This is a genomic window from Tabrizicola sp. (assembly GCF_030373185.1).
Classification (GTDB): Bacteria; Pseudomonadota; Alphaproteobacteria; order Rhodobacterales; family Rhodobacteraceae; genus Tabrizicola.
Genome location: NZ_JAUCZH010000001.1, coordinates 833,638 through 852,753, shown reverse-complemented (window position 1 = coordinate 852,753; position 19,116 = coordinate 833,638). Strand labels below are relative to the sequence as shown.

The window sequence follows — 19,116 nt, the reverse complement described above, 5'->3', positions numbered from 1 at the left end:
GCGAATGGATATCAACCGCCTGATCGGCATGGTGACCAAGATGTTCGTCCGTTCGGCGGTCGATACCGGGATCAACTTTGCCGCACGCAAGGGCAAGCCCGATGCCGAAATGTCGCCCGAAAAACGCAAGCAGGCTCAATCCGCCAAGGCAATGGCCAACAAGGCCAAGAAGGCCGCGCGGCTGGGGCGGCGGTTCATGCGCTGACCGGGGCGAGCTTGCCTGCAGATCAGCCGATGCGGAACTGCTTGGCCAGTTTCAGTCCCTGACCTTGATAATTTGACGCAATTCCAGCGCCATACAGGGTTTCGGGTCGTTCGCTCATCTTCTCATAGACCAGCCGCCCGACCACCTGTCCGTGTTCCAGCACGAAGGGGGCTTCATGGCAGCGCACTTCCAGCACGCCGCGCGATCCGGTGCCACCGGCGGCGGCATGGCCGAAGCCAGGGTCGAAGAAGCCTGCGTAATGCACCCGGAATTCCCCCACCATCGCCAGATAGGGCGCCATTTCGGCGGCATAGTCGGGTGGGATCGTCACCGCCTCGCGGCTGACAAGGATGTAGAAGGCGCCGGGGTCAAGGATGATGCGGCCATCGCGGCTGTGCAGCTCTTCCCAGAAATCCGAGGCGGGGTAATGGCCGATCCGGTCAAGGTCGACCACGCCCGCATGCGGCTTGGCGCGGTAGCCGACCAGCGTGCCGCTTGCCGGGCGCAGATCGACCGAAAAGCCCAGGCCTTCGGAAATCACCGCCTCGCCCGACACCAGCGGGTCAGCCTTGTGCAGTGCTGTCAACGCGGCGTCCGACAACACCGCCTGACCTTGCCGGAAGCGAATCTGGTTCAGCCGTTGCCCGGCGCGGACCAGCACCGAAAAGCTGCGCGGGCAAACCTCGGCGTAAAGCGGGCCTTGGTAACCTTCTGGAATCCGGTCGAATTCGATTCCGCCATCAGTGATGGTGCGGGTCAGAAGGTCCAACCGCCCTGATGAGCTTTTGGCATTGGCCACCGCCGTGACGCCCGCAGGCAGGGCCAGCCGCTCGGCCAAGGGGATCAGATAGACGCAGTTCTTTTCCAGCACCGCGCCATCGGTCAGGTTGACCTTGTGCATGGTGAATTCTTCCAGCCGATCCTGCACCCTGCGGCCCTTGCCGGCCAGAAACGACGCTCGCACCCGGTAAGCCACGGCCCCAAGCCGCAGATCAAGGCTGGCGGGTTGCAGCTGGTCTTCCAGCACCGCCGGATCAGCTGCAATGGCCCCTTGGGCAATCAGCCCGCGCAAGGCCTGAGACGGCAGCACACCATTTGTCATCGCATCCCCGCCCCAGTTGATGAATACGAAACCGCCCGCGCTGCCGGTTGGCAGGCGGGCGGCTTTGTAGTGGTCGGGCCGGAGAGATTCGAACTCTCGACCTCCCGCCCCCCAGACGGACGCGCTAACCAGGCTGCGCTACGGCCCGACACGAGGCGATACATACTGATATTCCGGGCCGGGGCAAGCAGGAAAGCACATTGCGCGGTTCAGCCTTGGCCGCCTTCGGCGCGGTTGGCCATTTGCGCCCGCAAGGCAGCAAGACGGCGCGCCAAACTGGCCAGTTCAGGCGCGGAAGCAGACCGAGCCTTGGGCGACAACCCCCTGACAAGGCTTGCAAAGCTGGCATCATCGCGCAGCGTCGGCTGGCGGCGCGTGGCGGCAGTTGGCAAAGGGGGAGCAATCGGGCCGGTATCGGGGGAAGTGGTCGCCGGAAGGTCAAACAGCGGCAGAACCTGCTGCTGTGGGGCGCTTCGTGTCGCCGAGGGCAGCGCAGCGCTTTCGTCAGTGACAATTACCTCTTTCTGCGGGCTTATTGGCCCCGCACTGACCGGAGCCGTCCCGGTTGGCGCGTTGCCTGCATCTTCTGCCGCAGTCTCTGGCTCTGCCAGATCGGGCAATCCGGTCGCAATCGGTTCAGGAACGGCGACAAGATCCTCGACACTTACCGAATCGTCTGCAAGGCCAGCAACATGGCGCACCCCATGGTCGCGCAGAATCTTTTGAACTCCGCGGATCGTCAGCCCCTCGTCATGCAACAACCGCTTGATCCCGGACAGCAGCGCCATGTCGGATGGCCGATAATACCTCCGGCCGCCGGCGCGCTTTACGGGCTTGATCTGCGGAAACCGGCTTTCCCAGAACCGCAGCACATGGGCCGGCGTTTCCAGAACCTCGGCAACCTCGCTGATGGTGCGGAAGGCGTCAGGAGACTTGTCCATCCGCTAAAACCCCTTCAGCGCTTCTTTCCGGCAGCGACGCGGTCCTTCATCAGGTGCGAGGGACGGAAGGTCAGCACACGGCGCGGCAGGATTGGCACTTCCTCGCCCGTCTTCGGGTTGCGACCGACCCGGGCCGACTTGGAGCGGACCGAAAATGTCCCGAAGGAGGAGATCTTCACCGTCTCACCCTGAGCCAAGGCGTCGGACATGTGCTGAAGCACGGATTCGACCAGATTGGCAGATTCATTGCGGCTTAGGCCAACTTCGCGAAATACGGCTTCGCTGAGGTCCATCCGGGTCAACGTCTTTTCGCTCATCTCGTCCCCCAAGAGTTTGTCTTCACGATCATTTTCATGACCATGCGGCGGATGGATTTACGAGTCAATATCAACCACTTGGGACACGCGCTTAAAGGCACTTACCAGCGCAGGACGACCGACCCCCACGCCAGCCCGCCACCGATGGCCTCGGTGACCAGAAGATCGCCCGGCTTGATCTGCCCGCGCGCCTTGCCCACCGACAGCGCCAAGGGGATCGAGGCGGCGGATGTGTTGCCATGATCCTGTACGGTCACGATCACCCGATCCATCGACACCTGCATCCGTTTTGCGGTGCCTTCGATGATGCGGATATTGGCCTGATGCGGCACGATCCAGTCAACATCGTCCGGGGTCAGCCCGGCTTTCTCCAGCGCGTGATGGGCTGTTTCTGCAAGTTTTTCAATGGCATGGCGAAACACTTCCTTGCCTTCCATCACCAGATGGCCCGTTGTCCCGGTAGAGGTGCCGCCATTCACATAAAGGATGTCACGGAAACGGCCGTCGGAGTTCAGATCGGCCGAAAGGATGCCGCGGTCAGCCGCAGTCCCTGCTCCGTCGGAGGCTTCAAGCACCAGTGCGCCCGCGCCGTCGCCGAACAGAACACAGGTTCCACGGTCCTTCCAGTTCATCAACCGGCTGAAGGTTTCCGCCCCGATCACGAGGGCCCGGTTTGCCTGCCCCGACAGGATCAGCGCATTTGCCGTGGTCAGTGCATAAACGAAACCCGCGCAAACCGCCTGCACGTCAAAGGCATAGCCGCGAGTCATCCCCAAGGCGGCCTGCACCATGGTGGCGACTGACGGAAAGGTCAGATCTGGGGTCGAGGTGGCAACGATGATTGCGTCGATATCACCGGCCACCAGCCCGGCATCCGCCAGTGCCGCAACCGCCGCACGGGTCGCAAGATCCGAGGTCATCTGCCCTTCGGCCGCGAAATGGCGCTGTTCTATGCCGGAACGGGACCGGATCCATTCATCGGAGGTCTCTATGATGGCTTCGAACTCGGCGTTCGGGACCACGCGGTCGGGCAGGTAATGCCCGACGCCCTTGACTGTGGCGCGTATCGTCATTCGGTCGGACTGCTCCCCGTCCCGCTATTGGTGCCGGACTTATCTTGCGCGGCATCCTGCCCCGCCACTTCGGCCGATGCAACCCGGGCTGCCAGCCGTTCGATGAAGCGGGCCTGCGCCAGCTGATGGGCCAGCCCGATGGCCGCTGCCACCCCGGTCGCATCGGCCGAGCCATGCGACTTTACCACCGTGCCGTTCAGCCCCAGAAATACCCCGCCATTCACCCGGCGCGGGTCGATCCTGCGTTGCAGCCGACCAAGCGCGCCCCGGGCCAGAAGCGCTCCGAGCTTGGCCATGAGCGTGCTGGTCAGCGACTGACGCAACAGGTCGCCCACCGTCCGGGCAGTGCCTTCGATGGCCTTCAATGCAACATTGCCGGTAAAACCATCGGTCACGATCACATCGACGCGGTCCGAAAGGATATCAGTGCCTTCGACAAAGCCGATATAGTCAAAATCGCCCGCCTCGGCGCGCTGACTCATGAGCGCATGTGCCTCCTGAAGCTCGGCCCGGCCCTTGTGTTCTTCTGTGCCGACGTTCAGCAGACCAACCCGCGGCCGGGCAATGGACAGGCCATTGCGGGCGTAGGACGCCCCCATGAAGGCAAACTGCAGAAGATCACCGGCATCGGCCTTCACATCGGCGCCCATGTCCAGCATGACATTCATCTTGCCCGCGGTGGGCGTAGGGAACAGGCTGGCGATGGCGGGACGGTTCAGCCCGGGCAGCTTGCGCAGCCGCAGCATGGATACCGCCATCAGCGCGCCCGTATTGCCGCAGGACACCGCCGCCTGTGCTTCGCCTTCCTTGACGCTGTCGATCGCCCCCCACATCGAGGTGCCGGCCCCGTGGCGCATCACCTGCGCGGGCTTGTCCTCCATCGTCACGACGCGTTGGGCGTGACGCAGGGTGCAGCGGTTGGCAAGAATTGCGTGGCGCGCCAGCAGGGGGGCCAGAACAGATTCATCACCATGCAGGATGGCGGCCATCTGCGGATGCTGAGCCATGGAATCAGCAAGACCGGCAACCACCGCTGCCGGCCCCAGATCGCCACCCATGGCATCAACCGAAATCACCACGCTTTCAGAAGCCGGGACGGGGGCCGTAGCAGACGCAAACTCGGGTCCGATGGCCATGGGATCTGTCGCGCGGGTGGCGCGGCTTACGCCGCGTCCTCGTCGATATCAACTTCGCGGGCCATCGAGACGATTTCGCGCGAATCGTAGTGACCGCAGGACGGACACACATGGTGCGGACGCTTCAGTTCACCACAGTTCGGGCAATCGTTCGGGTTTGCGGCAACCAGCGAGTCATGCGCGCGACGCATGTTGCGCTTGGATTTCGTGGTGCGGTTCTGCGGGACAGCCATGTCACAACCTCGGGCAGTGGGGACAGGCCCCGGGATTTCCTTTGCGAAGCGGCACGGTCAGGGATGCTACGGCAATAGCCGACCGATGCTGCTTCACAGCTTGAATGAGGCGCGATACATACTCGGATTTCGGGCATGCGCAAGCCCTTTTCCGCAGGTCGGCGCGGGCTTTCACCCATCTTTGCCACCATCCCCGTCTGGCTTTGTGGCCAGCTTTCCTGCAAGGGCGGCAAGGCCCGCAAACGGCTTCAGGTCCGCGTCCGACAAAGGTGACACCCCTTCGCCTGCATGCACGACAGAGCCCAGTTCCGCCCCCGGAGCACGGGGGTAAAGCGGCAGCGCCAGCATCAGCGCTTCGGCGGCGATCTCGGCGATGTCGATCACCTCGGGCATCGGATCTACGGTGTCGTCCTCGGGCATCTCCATCTCGTCGGCGTCGGGCTGGTCCAGACCTGCGACATAGCGGCGGCGCACCGCTTCGGTGATCCGCGACCGAACCGGGGCCAGGGTCACGATACAGGGCTGGTCACATTCGGCCGTCAGCGTGCCGGTCAACAGCATCGCATCGCGCCCGTCCGGCGCGATCTGACCGGAAAATTCCAGTTTGGGCAGCGCAAGCAGGCCCATTTCACCTGCCAACGCCTGACGCAGGGTTGCGCCGGGGGCATAGGCAAAGCGTGTCGGCTTGCGCGGGCTGAGGCCGCCGGTGCGGAACTTGGTGGGTCGAACAGGGTCGGCATCGGTCATGAATTTGGCCTTTGGCGCAGGGAATGACGGCAGTAAACCCCGATATGGCGTTCCATTCTTGAACAAGGGGCCTGCCTTCTGATATCCCGAACACCAAGGGTTTTGAAGAACCCGCGTCGGCAACGGCGTTTCAGCGGGCATGAGGGCAGTTATGGCGGTATTCCGATTGGCGCGGACGATCCTCGCGATCTGCCATGGCACGCGCAGACAAGGCGCGGTTCTGGTGCTTGCGGCAGGCATTGCCGCTTGCTCTCCGGTCTTTCGCAACCACGGTTATGTGCCGGCTGAAGACGAGCTTGCCCAGATCGAAATCGGTAGTGACACGCGCGAAACGGTGGGCCAGAAGATCGGCCGGCCGTCAACCTCGGGCCTTCTGAACGATGAAGGCTGGTACTATGTGCAAAGCCGCTATGAACACCTAGGCCCGCGCGCCCCGAAAGAGATCGAGCGTCAGTTGCTGGCGATCACCTTCAATCAGGCGGGGGTGGTCGAAAACATCGGTCGTTACGGGCTGGAAGACGGCAAGGTCGTCGAGATTTCACGACGCGTGACCGAGACAAACATCAAGGGTCTAAGCCTGATCCAGCAACTTCTGGGCAACTTCGGGCGCTTGCAGGCCGGAGATCTGCTGGGCGAGTAGCCCAGCCAGCCTCAGTCTTCCGGCTCGAACCGCAGCGCCACGCCATTGATGCAATAGCGCAGGCCGGTTGGGGCAGGGCCATCGGGAAACACATGCCCCAGATGCGCCGCGCAGCGATTGCAATGCACTTCGGTGCGCCGCATGAACCAGCTGTTGTCAGACTGTTCGCCCACCATTTCGGCATCCAGCGGCGCATAGAACGAGGGCCAGCCGGTGCCGCTGTCGAACTTGGTTGCCTGATCGAACAGGGGCGCATCACAGCAGATGCAACGATAAGTGCCGGGGGCCTTGGGAAAGTCATCATGGGTGAAGGCACGTTCGGTGGCATGTTTGCGGGTGACCTTGAAGGCCAGATCGGACAGTTGCGCCTGCCATTCGGCATCGGTCTTGGTAATCTTGTCCATTGCGGGGACTCCTGTTCTACCGCTCTAATCTAGGATGTGGTTTGGCGGGGGGAAAGGGTGTGCAGCCAGTGAAGCGGGGCGGATTGGTGGCGCGGCTGGCAGATGGGTCGGCCGACCTTGCCCGGGTGCTTGATTTCCGCCGGGCTGCCTTTTCCCGGACGAGCGGGCAGGAAGAAGATGCCCAGGACGCGCTTTCGGCGCATGTCATGGTTGAAAGCGCCGCAGGAGAACTGCTTGGCTATTTCCGCGTCATGCTGTTTGGCTGGGGTGCGGGGCTGGCGCAGGGCTATGCGGCACGCTTTTACGATGTGGCCCCGCTGGAACGCTACGGCCGACCGATTGCCGAGATGGGCCGCTTTTGCCTTGCCCCGGGTGGAGTGCATCCGGATGTCCTGCGTCTGGCATGGGGGGCAATGACGCGGCTGGTGGATGAAGGGCAGGCGGGGCTTCTGGTCGGCTGCGCGTCGTTCCGGGGTGCGGACTGGCGGCCGCATAAGGCGGGTCTGGCACTTCTGGCGGCCGAGTTTCTGGGACCAGAGGCGCACCGACCGGGGTACAAGGCGGCCGAAGTGGTCGATTTCCCGGCTCTGGCGGGGCCGGTTGTTGACCGCCGAACGTCACTTGCAGCGCTGCCACCCTTGCTGCGGACCTATCTGGGCATGGGCGGCTGGGTCAGTGACCATGCGGTCGTGGACCGCGAACTGGACACGCTCCACGTCTTTACCTGTGTCGAGGTGGACCGGGTTCCGCCCGCCCGCGCGGCATCCTTGCGGGCGGTTGCACGGTAGTGCGGGCCGATCAGGCCCGTCCGCGACGCCCGCCACGACGCCCGCCTGCGGCCTGGCTGGCGGCGGACGAGGCTTCGGCGAAGGTCATGCCGCCTTCCACCGCTTCCAGCACCTTGGCAAAGCGGATCCATTCGCCGCCGTTGGCGTCATGGTTCATGAGGAAGTTGGCGGCGCGGATCGCCTCCATTTCCTGCTGGCGGACGGGGTTCATGATCGCGGATGTCATGCCGGCACCAATCGCCATCGGCAGGAAGGCGCCGTTGATCCCGTGACGGTGCGGCAGGCCAAAGCTGATGTTTGACGCGCCACAGGTGGTGTTCACGCCCAACTCCTCACGCAAACGCCGCACCAGCGCGAAGACCTGCTGGCCCGCCGAGCCCATTGCTCCGACCGGCATGACCAGCGGGTCAACCACGATATCATGCGCCGGAATTCCGTAATCGGCAGCGCGCTCGACGATCTTTTTCGCCACCGCAAAACGCACATCGGGATCCTGGCTGATGCCGGTATCGTCGTTGGAAATCGCCACTACCGGCACGTTGTATTTCTTGACCAGCGGCAGAACCAGTTCCAGACGGTCTTCCTCGCCGGTGACGGAGTTCAGAAGCGGGCGGCCCTCGCAGGCCATCAGCCCCGCTTCCAGCGCGCCCGGCACCGACGAGTCGATGCACAAAGGCACGTCGACCGTCTGCTGGATGATCTCGATCAGGGCTTTCATGAGCGGCGGCTCGACGAAGTTGTTGTCGGCATAGCGCGGGTCGGTGGCCATCTTGTTGGTGAAGACCGCGCCCGAGTTCACGTCAAGCACCGTCGCCCCGCAGGCCACCTGTTCCAGCGCATCCTTGATCACGGTCTCGAAGTTGCCCGCCTCCAGTTCCGCCGCCAGCTTCTTGCGCCCCGTGGGGTTGATCCGTTCCCCGATCACGCAGAAGGGCTCATCAAAGCCGATGATCACGGTTTTCGTTTTGGATTCAATGACAGTGCGGGTCATTCTTCAACCTATCTCTTATGCGTTTGCGGGAACGCCAGAGGCGCCGCCATTGTCGGTGACCCACTGGGCATTGGTCTTTATGCCACCCAGGGGGAAGAAATGGACCTGTTCGATCCCGAAATCGGGATTGGCGGCCTTTTCGGCGGCAAGGCCAGCCAGAACCTCGGTCGGTTCATAGGGCAGGAGCAGTTTGGTCACGTCCATAGCCCGCTTTTGCAAAACGCGCAGGCTGGGTCCAACCCCGCAGGCAATGGCGAACTTGATCAGGGTTTGCAGCTTGGCCGGGCCGGCGATGCCGATATGCACCGGCAGCTTCACGCCTTCGGCCTGCAACCGGTTGACCCATGCGATGACCGGTTCGGCCTCAAAGCAGAACTGGGTCGCCATCGCCATCTGGGCATCCGTCCGCTCCATGAACGCCGATTTCCAGCGCGCGGCTTCCATCACCATGCGGTCCGATCCGTCGGGGTCGATATCCTTGTTGCCTTCCGGGTGACCGGCGACATGCAGACGCTCAAAGCCACCAAACGCGCCGGATTCAAGCAGTTGCATCGAGGTTGCGAAGTCGCCAACCGGCTGGGCCACGCCACCGGCCAGAAGCAGGCCCTGCTTCACGCCCACATCCTTGTAGCGCGCGACCCAATCGGTCAACGTCGCCTTGTCCTTGATGATCCGCGCCGGGAAATGCGGCATCACGTCAAAGCCTTCGGCCCCGATCCGTCTGGCGGTGGCGACCATTTCCTCGATCGGGGTGCCGTCGATATGGGCGATATAGACGCGGGTGCCGGTGGGCAGGATATCGCGGAAGGTTTCGACCTTTTCGGCGGTGCGCGGCATCACCTCGATGGAGTAGCCCTTGAGAAAGGCCTCCAGCGGCTGTGCTGCGGGTGCGTCGTCCTTGCGGCGGAAGTTGAACAGGGCCATCACGGTCTCCTTGAGGGTCGGGGGCAGGGACATGCGGCTCAGGCCTTGGCCCAGCCATCCGATTCGATCAGCAATTTCAGGCGCGCGGTGTCAAACTCGGCTTCCAGACGCGCGGCTTCGGTGGCGACGATCTGGTCGGGATCACCCTCGATCTCACCGACCACCGCCTTGCGCCATTCGGCAAGATAGCTGTCGGTATCGCGCGCACCGACCTTCATGGCGCAGCGGTCGATGGCTTGTTCGAAACGCTCGGAAAGCTGGATCTTCGATCCGCGCCGGCCCTTGCCGACGATGACCTGAGCCGGGATGTCGCGCCAGTAGACGATGGTGACTTCGGCCATGATCCGGTGATTCCCCTTGGCTTGCCTGCTGCTACTGATAGTCGCCGATCCACGACAGCCGGTGTCGGTTTTCGACATGGCGTATGATGGATGCGACCCCGCCGGTCGCATGCGGCGAGGTTAACCAACCGCATGGCCGGACGCCAGCATGCGGGATCTGAGAAATCTTCATAAAGGAAATGAAGCTCGGTCAGAAACAGAACCGGCCCCCAATCACGGGGGCCGGTTCAAGTGTCGCAGAATGCCGGTATCAGAAGCGGTAGTTCAGGCCCAGTTGCAGTCGGCCAAAGCTTACATCCGTGTAACATTGGGCAACACATACCGTCGGCAGTTCCAGCCGCCCAAGGTCCGTGTGCAGGTATTCGGCCGAGACTGTGATTTTCCGGGTGACGAAATGTTCCACGCCAATTCCTGCGGTCCAGCCCGAGAGGCTGTCCTCGCCCAAGACACTGGTGCCGTCATTGGCAGTCCCCATGGCATCGGCGCGCGTAGCACCAGCGCTGCCAAAGATCAGCGTCTTGCCCAAGGCCCACCCAAGGCGACCGCGCAGGGTAGCAAGTTTTTCCACGCTGGTTTCGCAACCGGGTCAGAAGAAGTTGACGCTCGTTGTCGGGTTGGCAGTGATCTCCCCGGAAGAAATCGCGAGCGCCACGCCGTAGACCAGATTGCCGCGCTGCCAGTCGTAGCCCGCAGAAACGGTGGGAAAGGTGCCTGAAAAATCGTCCGGGTTAGATGCGGCGCTTTCACCACGCTCGGCAAAGAAGTTGTCACCATTCGGACGTGAGGCCGCGATGCCGAAATGCAGGCCTTGCCAGTCTTGCACATCCGCAATCGGCGCGATCATCGGTTCTTCAACCGGCGTCACTGGTCCGCCGGCAGATACGGGCAGGGAAGCCAGAGCGAAAAGAAGGGCAGCGCCCAGTAGTCTGGTTTGGGATGTCATCATGATCTCCATGCACTAAATTCTGATATCATAGAGAGTCTTGGACGCTGCGCATAGTGCGGCCCTGGCCCGCTGCCGATGTGGTGACGGCAGGCATATAGAAATACGACTTTCTGCTTGGCCAGCCCGGACGGTGATGCTTGTCATGAAGGCAAAAGACAACTACCTTCCACTTTAACCAAATATGGAGGGCGGCATGACGCCCGAGCGTCCCCATAGGGCGGACGCAACTGACGCGCAGGTCGAGACGCCCGAGGATGTTTCCCGCGCCGATGCTCCGTCTGCCCTGACTGACCCAGGGTCAGCCCCGCTTTACGCGGCGCTTGATCTTGGTACGAACTCTTGCCGGATGCTGATTGCCCAACCTCAGGGCAGTCAGTTCGTCATCTTGGACAGCTTTTCTAAGTCGGTCCAGCTTGGCGTTGGGCTTGAAGCTTCGGGCCGGCTGAGCCGGTCTTCGATGCTGCGCACGATACAGGCGCTTCGGATCTGCGAAAAGAAGCTGGAAAAGCACTCTGTCCGTCGCATGCGTCTGGTTGCGACCGAAGCCTGCCGCCGCGCGCGCAATGCCCGTGATTTCATCCGCCAGGTGCGCCGCGAAACCGGCCTCTCGCTGGAGATCATCGCCCCCGAGGAAGAGGCGCGGCTTGCCGTCATTTCCTGCGCGCCCCTCGTCAGCCCCACGACCGAGCAGCTTCTTGTCGTGGATATCGGCGGCGGGTCTACAGAACTGGTGTGGATCGACCTGTCGGCCGTTGCGCCGCATGACCGGCCAAAGGCGATCATGCGTCTGCACATGGGCTTTGATGCCCAGGGCGAAGGGGCCGTGGCGCGGGTGGTGGACTGGATTTCGGTGCCACTTGGGGTGGCGACGCTGAAAGACCAGTTCATCGACGTGGATGACGACGCCGCCCGCTTTGCGCTGATGAGCTGGTTTTTCGAAGAGAACCTTGCCAGCTTCAGCCCCTACAATGCCGAAAACCCCCGCGAAGGGTTCCAGATCGTCGGCACCTCTGGCACGGTCACCACGGTTGCGGCCAGTTTCCTGAACCTCAAGCGCTATGACCGGGCCAAGGTGGACGGGTTGCAGATGACCTCGGACCAGATCGACATCGTGATCCGCGATTACCTGTCGCTTGGCCCCGAGGGCCGCCGCAATGACCCTCGGATCGGCCGTGACCGGCATGCGTTGATCATGTCGGGGGCGGCGATCTTGCAGGCGCTTATGCGGATATGGCCGACGGACCGCTTGTCGGTGGCCGACCGGGGGCTTAGGGAGGGGCTTCTTTATGCGCAGATGAGCAGCGACGGCATTCTTGGGGACGGGCCTTACACATGACGGAAAAACCGACCTCGGGCCGCGGCCAGCGGGAACTTCGGGTGCGGGTCAAGACCGCCAAGGGCAGGAAACTGTCGTCAACGCTCTGGCTCGAACGCCAGTTGAATGACCCCTATGTCATCCGCGCCAAGAAAGAGGGCTATCGCGGCCGCGCGGCCTACAAGATCCTTGAACTGGATGACCGCTACGGATTCCTGAAGCCCGGAGCGCGGGTGGTGGACCTTGGCTGCGCGCCGGGGGGCTGGTGCCAGATCGCGGTCGAACGGGTGAACGCCTTGGGGCAGAACCCGAAAAAACCCATCGGCACCGTTCTGGGGATCGACCTGCAAGAGGTGGAACCGATTTCCGGCGCCGAGATCCATCAGCTGGATTTTCTGGCCGATGATGCCGATGACAAGGTCAAGGGCTGGCTTGGGGGCCGTGCCGATGTGGTGATGTCGGACATGGCTGCCTCGGCCAGTGGCCACAAGGCGACCGATCACCTCCGGATCGTGGCACTGGTCGAAGCGGCGCTGGCCTTTGCCTTTGACGTGCTGGAAGACGACGGCACCTTTGTTGCCAAGGTTCTTGCCGGGGGCGCGGAAAACCAGATGCAGACCCTGCTGAAGAAGAACTTCCGCAAGGTGGCGAACGTCAAACCCCCTGCCAGCCGAGCCGACAGTTCGGAGAAATTTGTGGTGGCCATGGGGTTTCGCGGGCGCGAGCTGGCGGACCGGCCAGGGCAGGATGATCCTGAAGACTGATCCGATCCCTAAAATTCAAATGAAAAAGGCGCCCGAGGGCGCCGTTTTTCCACAGTAACGGCTGTTTCAGCCGCCCCAGCTGCGAACCGGACCGCAATCCATATGCACGAAGTTCGACCGCGAGTATTTTCCAACGCCACCGGAAGCACAAGCCACTGCCGCCTTGGCCATCTGGCCAACCGACCGCGACTTCAGCCGCAGGTCAGCCGCCTGACCAACCATGTGCAGCGAGTTCTTCGCCACCCCGCGCGACTTTGAGCGCAGCATCGCATTGGTCTTGGCCGACCGGTAGCCCGACAAGAGCATGTAGGGTTCAGAGACATCCATCAGCCGGTGCGACGCGGCCATGATGTCGATGGTCCGCATGTCGATCCGGGTGGTATCGTCGGAACGCCAATCACGCATGAAGTAGTTGATTTCCTTCAGGACTTCCGGAACGTATTCGCCATCGATCCAGTAGATCGTGTCAAGGCTTTCACCCGTGCGGCCCGAATACATCCGGATACGGCGAATATCGCCTGACCCTTTCAACAGCCCGAAAGCATTTGAATAGGTCGGTGCTGCCATCACTGCGGTTGCCGCGAACACGCCAAGAAGGCCACGCCGCGTGACACCGTAAGTCCGTTGATCCGTCATTCTAACGCCTGTCCCCGTAGCTGTCTTTGACTGCCTTAGCGCAGCTTTCGTGCAACTTCTTCCCCAAGTGCAACGGTGTTATTGCACAAGACGAATCGAAGCCCAAGCGCAGATTGCCCGCCGGTTCCCCAGCACAACCTTAATCGGCAAATTTTCGCTGAACGCCGGACAAATGGCACGAAAACTCGGCGGCTGTTGTCGGTTTGCATCGGTTGCCCTCAGACTGTCCATGGGGTGGAAACAATCCAACCGCAACTTCGCAGATAGACAGGTTTGTGAATGGACAGTCGTCCCATTTTCACGAAAACATGAGCCATACGCCAATTCGTTGGCCAAGTGATTGAGAATGAGGGCCGAATGAACCTTTTCCTGCTGCAAGCTCTGCCCCGGCGTGCGCTTGTCCTGTCGTTGGCCCTTGTGATGGCTCCGCTTGATGCCACACCTGTGCTGGCGCAGGCTTCAGCCTTTTCACAATCCCTTGCCGCCGCCGCGTCTGACAATGAGGTCATCGCCGAATGGTATCGCAAGACCGGCTATGAACCGCTCTGGACCGGTGCCGATGATGCAGAACGCCGTCAGGCCTTTCTGACCGCCATCGCCACTGCTGCGGATCACGGGCTTCCGGTGCAGCGCTATGACGCTGCGGCCCTTGCCGGCGCCCTGCGCGCGGCGACGACCGAAGGTGACCGGGGGCGGCTCGAAGTTGCGATGACTCGCGCCTATCTGGCATGGGCGCGCGACCTGACCTCGGGCGCGATCGACCCCGCCAGGGTTGATGCCGGCATTGTCAGAGAGATCGACCGGATCGACCCGCGGACCCTGTTGTCACGCCTTGCCAATGGCAAGGCCGAGACGGTGCTGGCCCGGCTTCTGCCCCACTCGCCCGCCTATCTGCATCTGATGAAGGCGAAAATCCGGCTTGAGGCGGAAATTGCCGCCGGTGGCTGGGGCGCGCCGCTCGCGGTCAGCCCGCTGGAGCAGGGCATGACCGGACCGGCCGTCGTGGCGCTGCGCGACCGGTTGATCAAGATGGGCTATCTGGCCCCGACCGCAACCGCCAGCTACGATCGCACCTTGCAGACGGCGGTGCAGAATTTCCAGATCAGTCATGGGCTTGTCGCCGATGGTCGCGCCGGGGAAGGCACCATCCTTGAACTGAACATCCCGGCAGAGGGGCGTCTGAAATCCGTGATCGTCGCCCTTGAACGCGAACGCTGGATGGATATCGACCGCAGCACCCGCCACATCTGGGTCAATCTGCCCGACTTCCGCGCCAAGATCATCGACGGCGGCCGCACGGTCTTTGATACCCGCGTGGTGATCGGCAAGAACGTCCCTGACCAGCGCAGCCCGGAATTTTCCGACCAGATGGAACATATGGTCATAAACCCGTCATGGGGGGTGCCACGCTCGATCATCGTCAAGGAATATCTGCCCCTGCTGCAACAGAACCCCAATGCGGTCGGCCACCTTCAGGTCATCGACGGGCGGGGCAGGGTGGTGCCGCGCGGGGCGGTCAACTTCGCCGCCTATTCGGCGCGCAGCTTTCCCTTCGGCCTGCGCCAGCCGCCATCGGATGGCAATGCGCTGGGGAAGGTGAAGTTCATGTTCCCCAATGTCCATAACATCTATCTGCATGATACTCCGTCCAAATCCCTGTTTGGCCATGACGTGCGCGCCTACAGTCATGGCTGCATCCGGGTGGCCGATCCCTTCGATCTGGCCTATGCGCTGCTTGCGCTTCAATCCGATGCCCCGGAAGATGAATTTCAGGTCCACCTGAAGTCTGGCAAGGAAACCACGGTAAAGCTGCAAAAGTCCGTGCCGGTGCATCTGGTCTATTTCACGGCCTACCCGGACGCCAAGGGCCGGATCGGGTATCGCCGTGATGTCTATGGCCGGGATGCGGCGCTGTTCAACGCGCTGGCCGAAGCCGGGGTGGCCTTGGCCGGGGTTCAGGGGTAATCCTGCCGCCAGGGACGCAGCCGGAGCTTTGCCATGCCGCACACCATCCGTGATATCGCGCTGGCCCTTGGGGCCGAGGCGGCGGGCGATCTTGACCTGACGGTTACTTACGCGGCCGAACCGCAGGCGGCTGGCCCCGATGATCTGGCGCTTGCGATGGACCCGCGCTACGGCGACGGGATCATCAGGGGGCAGGCCCGGGCTGCAATGGTCTGGCCGGGTGCCGACTGGCAGGCGATGGGCCTGAAGGCTGTGATCTTTGCCCCGCGCGGGCGGCTGGCCATGGCGGGCCTGACGCGGCTGATGGACCCCGGCCCGGATCTGGCGCCCGGCGTGCATCCGATGGCCATCGTGCATCCCTCGGCCGAGATCGGCCCGGGTGCTGCGATCGGCCCATTTGTCACCATCGGCGCGGGTGTGGTTCTTGGGCCGAGTGCGCGGATTGTCAGCCATGCCTCCATCGCCGAGGGGGCGCGGGTCGGCGCGGATTGCCTGATCCTGCAAGGTGCGCGGATCGGTGCGCGGGTCACCATCGGTGACCGCTTCATCTGCCAGCCCGGTGCCGTCATAGGTGCGGACGGGTTTTCCTTTGTGACACCCGAAAGGTCCGGGGTCGAAGAGATCCGCGAAACCCTTGGCAGCCGCGCTGACATCAAGGAACAAAACTGGACGCGGATTCATTCGCTTGGGGCTGTAAGCATTGGGGATGACGTGGAAATCGGCGCGAACGTCTGTATCGATCGTGGCACGATCCGCGACACGTCCGTCGGGTCCGGCACCAAGCTTGATAACCTTGTCCACATTGGCCACAACGTCCAGATCGGGCGCGACTGCCTGCTTTGCGGGCAGGTTGGCATCGCCGGATCGGCCCGGATCGGGGACCGGGTGGTGCTTGGCGGGCAATGCGGCGTCAATGACAACATCTTCGTTGGCAATGACGTGATTGCGGGCGGTGCCACCAAGATATTCACCAACGCTCCGGCGGGGCGCGTGCTTCTGGGATACCCGGCGGTCAAGATGGAGACGCATGTCGAAATGCAAAAGGCGCTGCGCCGCCTGCCGCGCCTTGCCAGCCGGGTGGCCGCCCTGGAGAAGGGCGTTCCCTTCGCCCCGGAAGCCGAGTAGGAAACCCTGACGGGCAGCCGGGAATTGAGGCAGACAAAGGTGCAGCCAGAAGTGCGGGCAGAAATCGAAACGGCGGTGATCGAGATTCTGGCGGCTCAGTTGCTGCTGCCCTCGTCAGGGGTTTCGCCAGACGCGCGGGTTGATGACCTTGGCCTTGACAGTCTGGGCAAGGTCGAGGCGATCTTTGCGCTGGAAGAACGCTTCGGGATCACCATCCCTTTCAACGCCAATGAACCCGACCTGCCAGAGTTCGACTTTGCCTCGGTCCCGGATATCGTTGACGGTGTGGCGAAACTTATTGCCGATCGGGCATGAGACGGGTCGTCATAACGGGCATCGGCACCGTGAACGCGCTGGCCAAGGATGTTCCGGGAACCTTTGCCGCACTCGCGGAAGGCCGTCCGGGGATCGGCCCTCTGACCTGCCGTGACGCAGACCGTCTGACCATCCGCATCGGTGCCGAGGTTCGTGACTGGGCGCCCGATCTCGACCCCGCGCGCCTGCCGCTTTTTGACCGGGTGACCCAATACGCGCTGGTCGCGGGGGCCGAGGCGATGGCGATGGCGGGCCTTCCATCGGACCATTCTGCGGGCCTTGGGCCGCGGGGTGGGGTGATCCTTGGCACGGCGGCTGGCGGGATCAGCACATGGGAGGACAGCTACCGCGCGGTCTTCGCCGAAGGGAAGTCCCGCGTCTCGCCCCTTGTGGTGCCGCGCTTGATGCACAATGCCGCCGCCTCGCACCTGTCGATTGCGCATGGGCTTCAGGGGCCGGTCCTGTCGGTGTCATCGGCCTGTGCCGGCGCCAATCACGCGATGGGCCTTGCGCTGCAACAGATCAGGCTTGGCGCGGCGGACGTGATGCTGACAGGCGGGGCCGAGGCGATGCTGTGCTTTGGCGGGGTCAAGGCATGGGAGGGACTGCGCGTGCTGGCCCCCGATGCATGCCGCCCATTCTCGCTTGGTCGCAAGGGGATGGTGATCGGCGACGGGGCCGGGATGCTGGTATTCGAGGCAGAAGACCACGCCCGCGCCCGTGGTGCGAGCATTCTGGCCGAGGTGGCCGGGTTCGGCATGAACGCTGACGCTGGCGACATCGTGGCCCCCGATCCGGGCGGTGCAGTCCGTGCCATGCTGGCCGCGCTCAAGGATGCCGGCCTGGACCGCGACGACATTGGCCATATCAACGCGCACGGCACCGGCACCTTGGTGAATGATCGGTCGGAAACCCTTGCAATCCTTGAGGTTTTCGGTGCGGCGCCGCCCCCTGTTTCTGCGACCAAATCCATGCACGGCCATGCCATCGGGGCGACCGGCGCGTTGGAGGCCATTGCCTGCATCCTTGCACTGACCAAAGGGATCCTGCCCCCGACGATCGGCTATCTCGGTGCGGATCCGGATTGTGCGCTGGATGTGGTGGCGAACGATGCGCGCGTCGCCAGCCCGAAGGTGGTGTTGTCGAATGCTTTTGCCTTCGGCGGGCTGAACGCGGTTCTGGCCTTTCGCGCGGCCTGAACGCAAACGGCCGGCCCATTCGGACCGGCCGTGCATGCGCAGTTCAGCGCTGCGCTATTCGTTGCCCGCGGGGGCTGTCGCCGCATCGGCCGCATCATTGGCAGCATCGACCGCCGCAAGCCCGGCGGTAAAGCCTTTCAGCGACACTTTCAGTTCCACCTGTTTGTCGGGTGCGACAAAAGGCACGATCACGATCGTCGCCGCCGCCCCCTTCTTCATCTGCGCCACTTCCTCGGCGGTAAAGCCAAGCCGTGCCACGCAGCCGATCTGGGTGCAGAAGGTGAAGGGATAGGCCTTGGGCTTGGCGCTGTCGATCTGCAGCGTCATGCCGGCGGTCAGCAGCGTTTCAAGCGGTGCAATGAAGGTAGCCCCGGCGACGGCTGGCCCCGGCGAGCCCTTGGGCAGGCCGAACATGGTGAACTCGGCCACCGAATTGTCATCCTGATCCTTCAACAGCATGTAAAGCTGACATGGGTCAATCCCGCTTTCGGTGCGCACGCAACGCTGTTCCCATGCCTCAAAGTTGGCGGCGGTATAGGTGTCCCCAATCCCGTCGCCGCCTCCAAGTTCCGTCCCCATCGACAGCCCGTCGGCAGTGGCAGCGTCGGCGATGGTATCCGTTGCTGCGGCTTCATCGGAGGCGGGGGCTTCTGTCGTCTGGGCCATCAACGGCGTTGCGGTCAGGGCAAGAAAAAGGGCAAGCGCAGTGGTCTTGGTCATTGCCATCTTGGGCGGATCCTTTGGTCGGACGGTAATTGTGGCAGGTCATTAGCATGACCGGCTGGCCAAGTCAGGTCGGAAAGCGCGCTTCAGCGGGGTTCTGCCTCAAGGCTTGGGCAAGCCACATTCCGCAACCGGGAAAAAGAATGAAAAAGGGCCAGCAGAACCGGCCCTTTTCGAATTTTCTTATTGCTCCCTGTCGGACTGGCCGACTTCATGGGTTCGGACGCTACGGCGGATTTTGAGGCCCGTCAACGGGATTCTGCCGGGGTCAGTCATGTGGACGTCA

General features: G+C 62.8%; 24 protein-coding genes and 1 tRNA gene. 9 read left to right on the top strand and 16 right to left on the bottom strand.

The window, feature by feature from the left end; genetic code table 11:
* Window positions 1-4: 4 nt before the first annotated feature.
* Complete coding sequence (locus tag QUV21_RS04100; protein ID WP_300853297.1) at window positions 5-205, top strand: hypothetical protein; 201 nt, start codon at window positions 5-7, stop codon at window positions 203-205.
* A 22-nt stretch (window positions 206-227) separates the two neighbouring features.
* Here QUV21_RS04100 and QUV21_RS04095 read toward each other — a convergent pair whose 3' ends face one another.
* The 8 genes from QUV21_RS04095 to QUV21_RS04060 all read right to left on the bottom strand — a co-directional run bounded on the left by QUV21_RS04095 (window position 228) and on the right by QUV21_RS04060 (window position 5,754).
* Window positions 228-1,307 (bottom strand): 2'-deoxycytidine 5'-triphosphate deaminase, encoded by a 1,080-nt coding sequence (locus QUV21_RS04095; RefSeq protein ID WP_300853295.1) that lies wholly within the window; start codon window positions 1,305-1,307, stop codon window positions 228-230.
* A gap of 70 nt (window positions 1,308-1,377) precedes the next feature.
* Window positions 1,378-1,455, bottom strand: a tRNA-Pro gene (locus QUV21_RS04090).
* A 61-nt stretch (window positions 1,456-1,516) separates the two neighbouring features.
* On the bottom strand, window positions 1,517-2,248 hold the full coding sequence (locus QUV21_RS04085) for a MerR family transcriptional regulator (protein WP_300853294.1): 732 nt from the start codon (window positions 2,246-2,248) through the stop codon (window positions 1,517-1,519).
* 14 nt (window positions 2,249-2,262) lie between these two features.
* On the bottom strand, window positions 2,263-2,622 hold the full coding sequence (gene ihfA, locus QUV21_RS04080) for an integration host factor subunit alpha (RefSeq protein ID WP_300853488.1): 360 nt from the start codon (window positions 2,620-2,622) through the stop codon (window positions 2,263-2,265).
* A gap of 44 nt (window positions 2,623-2,666) precedes the next feature.
* A complete protein-coding gene (locus tag QUV21_RS04075) occupies window positions 2,667-3,638 on the bottom strand; it encodes a beta-ketoacyl-ACP synthase III (RefSeq protein WP_300853293.1) in 972 nt (323 codons plus the stop codon).
* Window positions 3,635-4,774 carry a phosphate acyltransferase PlsX gene (gene plsX / locus QUV21_RS04070; protein WP_300853291.1) on the bottom strand — a complete coding sequence of 380 codons (1,140 nt, stop codon included), beginning with the start codon at window positions 4,772-4,774 and terminating at the stop codon, window positions 3,635-3,637. Before plsX ends, QUV21_RS04075 begins: the two co-directional genes overlap by 4 nt.
* 26 nt (window positions 4,775-4,800) lie before the next feature.
* Window positions 4,801-5,007, bottom strand: coding sequence for a 50S ribosomal protein L32 (gene rpmF, locus QUV21_RS04065; protein WP_300853290.1), 207 nt, complete (start codon window positions 5,005-5,007; stop codon window positions 4,801-4,803).
* A gap of 171 nt (window positions 5,008-5,178) precedes the next feature.
* Entirely contained in the window at window positions 5,179-5,754 is a 576-nt protein-coding gene (locus QUV21_RS04060; protein ID WP_300853289.1) for a DUF177 domain-containing protein, read from the bottom strand.
* A 151-nt stretch (window positions 5,755-5,905) separates the two neighbouring features.
* On the opposite strand from QUV21_RS04060, the gene bamE reads away from it, so the two are divergent.
* The gene (gene bamE / locus QUV21_RS04055) at window positions 5,906-6,394 is read left to right on the top strand and encodes an outer membrane protein assembly factor BamE (protein WP_300853287.1); all 489 of its coding nucleotides are present in this window, start codon (window positions 5,906-5,908) and stop codon (window positions 6,392-6,394) included.
* Window positions 6,395-6,405: 11 nt separating this feature from the next.
* Here the strand turns inward: bamE and msrB are convergent, their stop codons facing one another.
* The gene (gene msrB / locus QUV21_RS04050; RefSeq protein ID WP_300853286.1) at window positions 6,406-6,798 is read right to left on the bottom strand and encodes a peptide-methionine (R)-S-oxide reductase MsrB; all 393 of its coding nucleotides are present in this window, start codon (window positions 6,796-6,798) and stop codon (window positions 6,406-6,408) included.
* Between the two features lie 59 nt (window positions 6,799-6,857).
* Between msrB and QUV21_RS04045 the strand changes: the two genes are divergently transcribed.
* A complete protein-coding gene (locus QUV21_RS04045; RefSeq protein WP_300853284.1) occupies window positions 6,858-7,586 on the top strand; it encodes a GNAT family N-acyltransferase in 729 nt (242 codons plus the stop codon).
* 10 nt (window positions 7,587-7,596) lie between these two features.
* On the opposite strand, the gene QUV21_RS04040 is transcribed toward QUV21_RS04045, so the two are convergent.
* The 5 genes from QUV21_RS04040 to QUV21_RS04020 all read right to left on the bottom strand — a co-directional run bounded on the left by QUV21_RS04040 (window position 7,597) and on the right by QUV21_RS04020 (window position 10,797).
* The gene (locus QUV21_RS04040; protein ID WP_300853283.1) at window positions 7,597-8,577 is read right to left on the bottom strand and encodes a methyltetrahydrofolate cobalamin methyltransferase; all 981 of its coding nucleotides are present in this window, start codon (window positions 8,575-8,577) and stop codon (window positions 7,597-7,599) included.
* Window positions 8,578-8,592: 15 nt separating this feature from the next.
* Window positions 8,593-9,501 carry a methylenetetrahydrofolate reductase gene (locus QUV21_RS04035; protein ID WP_300853281.1) on the bottom strand — a complete coding sequence of 303 codons (909 nt, stop codon included), beginning with the start codon at window positions 9,499-9,501 and terminating at the stop codon, window positions 8,593-8,595.
* Window positions 9,502-9,539: 38 nt separating this feature from the next.
* Window positions 9,540-9,842: a virulence factor gene (locus QUV21_RS04030; RefSeq protein WP_300853280.1), complete on the bottom strand. Its 303-nt coding sequence runs from the start codon at window positions 9,840-9,842 to the stop codon at window positions 9,540-9,542.
* A 250-nt stretch (window positions 9,843-10,092) separates the two neighbouring features.
* On the bottom strand, window positions 10,093-10,410 hold the full coding sequence (locus QUV21_RS04025; RefSeq protein WP_300853278.1) for an outer membrane beta-barrel protein: 318 nt from the start codon (window positions 10,408-10,410) through the stop codon (window positions 10,093-10,095).
* 18 nt (window positions 10,411-10,428) lie between these two features.
* Window positions 10,429-10,797 (bottom strand): hypothetical protein, encoded by a 369-nt coding sequence (locus QUV21_RS04020; protein ID WP_300853277.1) that lies wholly within the window; start codon window positions 10,795-10,797, stop codon window positions 10,429-10,431.
* Between the two features lie 184 nt (window positions 10,798-10,981).
* On the opposite strand from QUV21_RS04020, the gene QUV21_RS04015 reads away from it, so the two are divergent.
* Both QUV21_RS04015 and QUV21_RS04010 read left to right on the top strand, forming a co-directional pair.
* Window positions 10,982-12,124, top strand: a complete 1,143-nt coding sequence (locus QUV21_RS04015; RefSeq protein WP_300853276.1) for a Ppx/GppA phosphatase family protein — start codon at window positions 10,982-10,984, stop codon at window positions 12,122-12,124.
* On the top strand, window positions 12,121-12,867 hold the full coding sequence (locus QUV21_RS04010) for an RlmE family RNA methyltransferase (protein WP_300853274.1): 747 nt from the start codon (window positions 12,121-12,123) through the stop codon (window positions 12,865-12,867). The genes QUV21_RS04015 and QUV21_RS04010 overlap by 4 nt, the downstream gene beginning before the upstream one ends.
* A 66-nt stretch (window positions 12,868-12,933) precedes the next feature.
* Here QUV21_RS04010 and QUV21_RS04005 read toward each other — a convergent pair whose 3' ends face one another.
* Window positions 12,934-13,503, bottom strand: a complete 570-nt coding sequence (locus QUV21_RS04005; RefSeq protein WP_300853273.1) for a DUF882 domain-containing protein — start codon at window positions 13,501-13,503, stop codon at window positions 12,934-12,936.
* A 420-nt stretch (window positions 13,504-13,923) separates the two neighbouring features.
* Between QUV21_RS04005 and QUV21_RS04000 the strand changes: the two genes are divergently transcribed.
* From QUV21_RS04000 to QUV21_RS03985, 4 genes are read left to right on the top strand one after another with little or no spacing between them, the layout of a single operon-like run.
* Complete coding sequence (locus tag QUV21_RS04000; RefSeq protein WP_300853487.1) at window positions 13,924-15,468, top strand: L,D-transpeptidase family protein; 1,545 nt, start codon at window positions 13,924-13,926, stop codon at window positions 15,466-15,468.
* Window positions 15,469-15,501: 33 nt separating this feature from the next.
* A complete protein-coding gene (locus QUV21_RS03995; RefSeq protein WP_300853271.1) occupies window positions 15,502-16,593 on the top strand; it encodes a UDP-3-O-(3-hydroxymyristoyl)glucosamine N-acyltransferase in 1,092 nt (363 codons plus the stop codon).
* A gap of 24 nt (window positions 16,594-16,617) precedes the next feature.
* On the top strand, window positions 16,618-16,908 hold the full coding sequence (locus QUV21_RS03990) for a phosphopantetheine-binding protein (RefSeq protein ID WP_300853269.1): 291 nt from the start codon (window positions 16,618-16,620) through the stop codon (window positions 16,906-16,908).
* Window positions 16,905-18,107, top strand: coding sequence for a beta-ketoacyl-[acyl-carrier-protein] synthase family protein (locus QUV21_RS03985; RefSeq protein WP_300853267.1), 1,203 nt, complete (start codon window positions 16,905-16,907; stop codon window positions 18,105-18,107). The genes QUV21_RS03990 and QUV21_RS03985 overlap by 4 nt, the downstream gene beginning before the upstream one ends.
* 54 nt (window positions 18,108-18,161) lie before the next feature.
* Here QUV21_RS03985 and QUV21_RS03980 read toward each other — a convergent pair whose 3' ends face one another.
* Window positions 18,162-18,827 carry an invasion associated locus B family protein gene (locus QUV21_RS03980; protein ID WP_300853266.1) on the bottom strand — a complete coding sequence of 222 codons (666 nt, stop codon included), beginning with the start codon at window positions 18,825-18,827 and terminating at the stop codon, window positions 18,162-18,164.
* Between the last annotated feature and the right edge of the window lie 289 nt (window positions 18,828-19,116).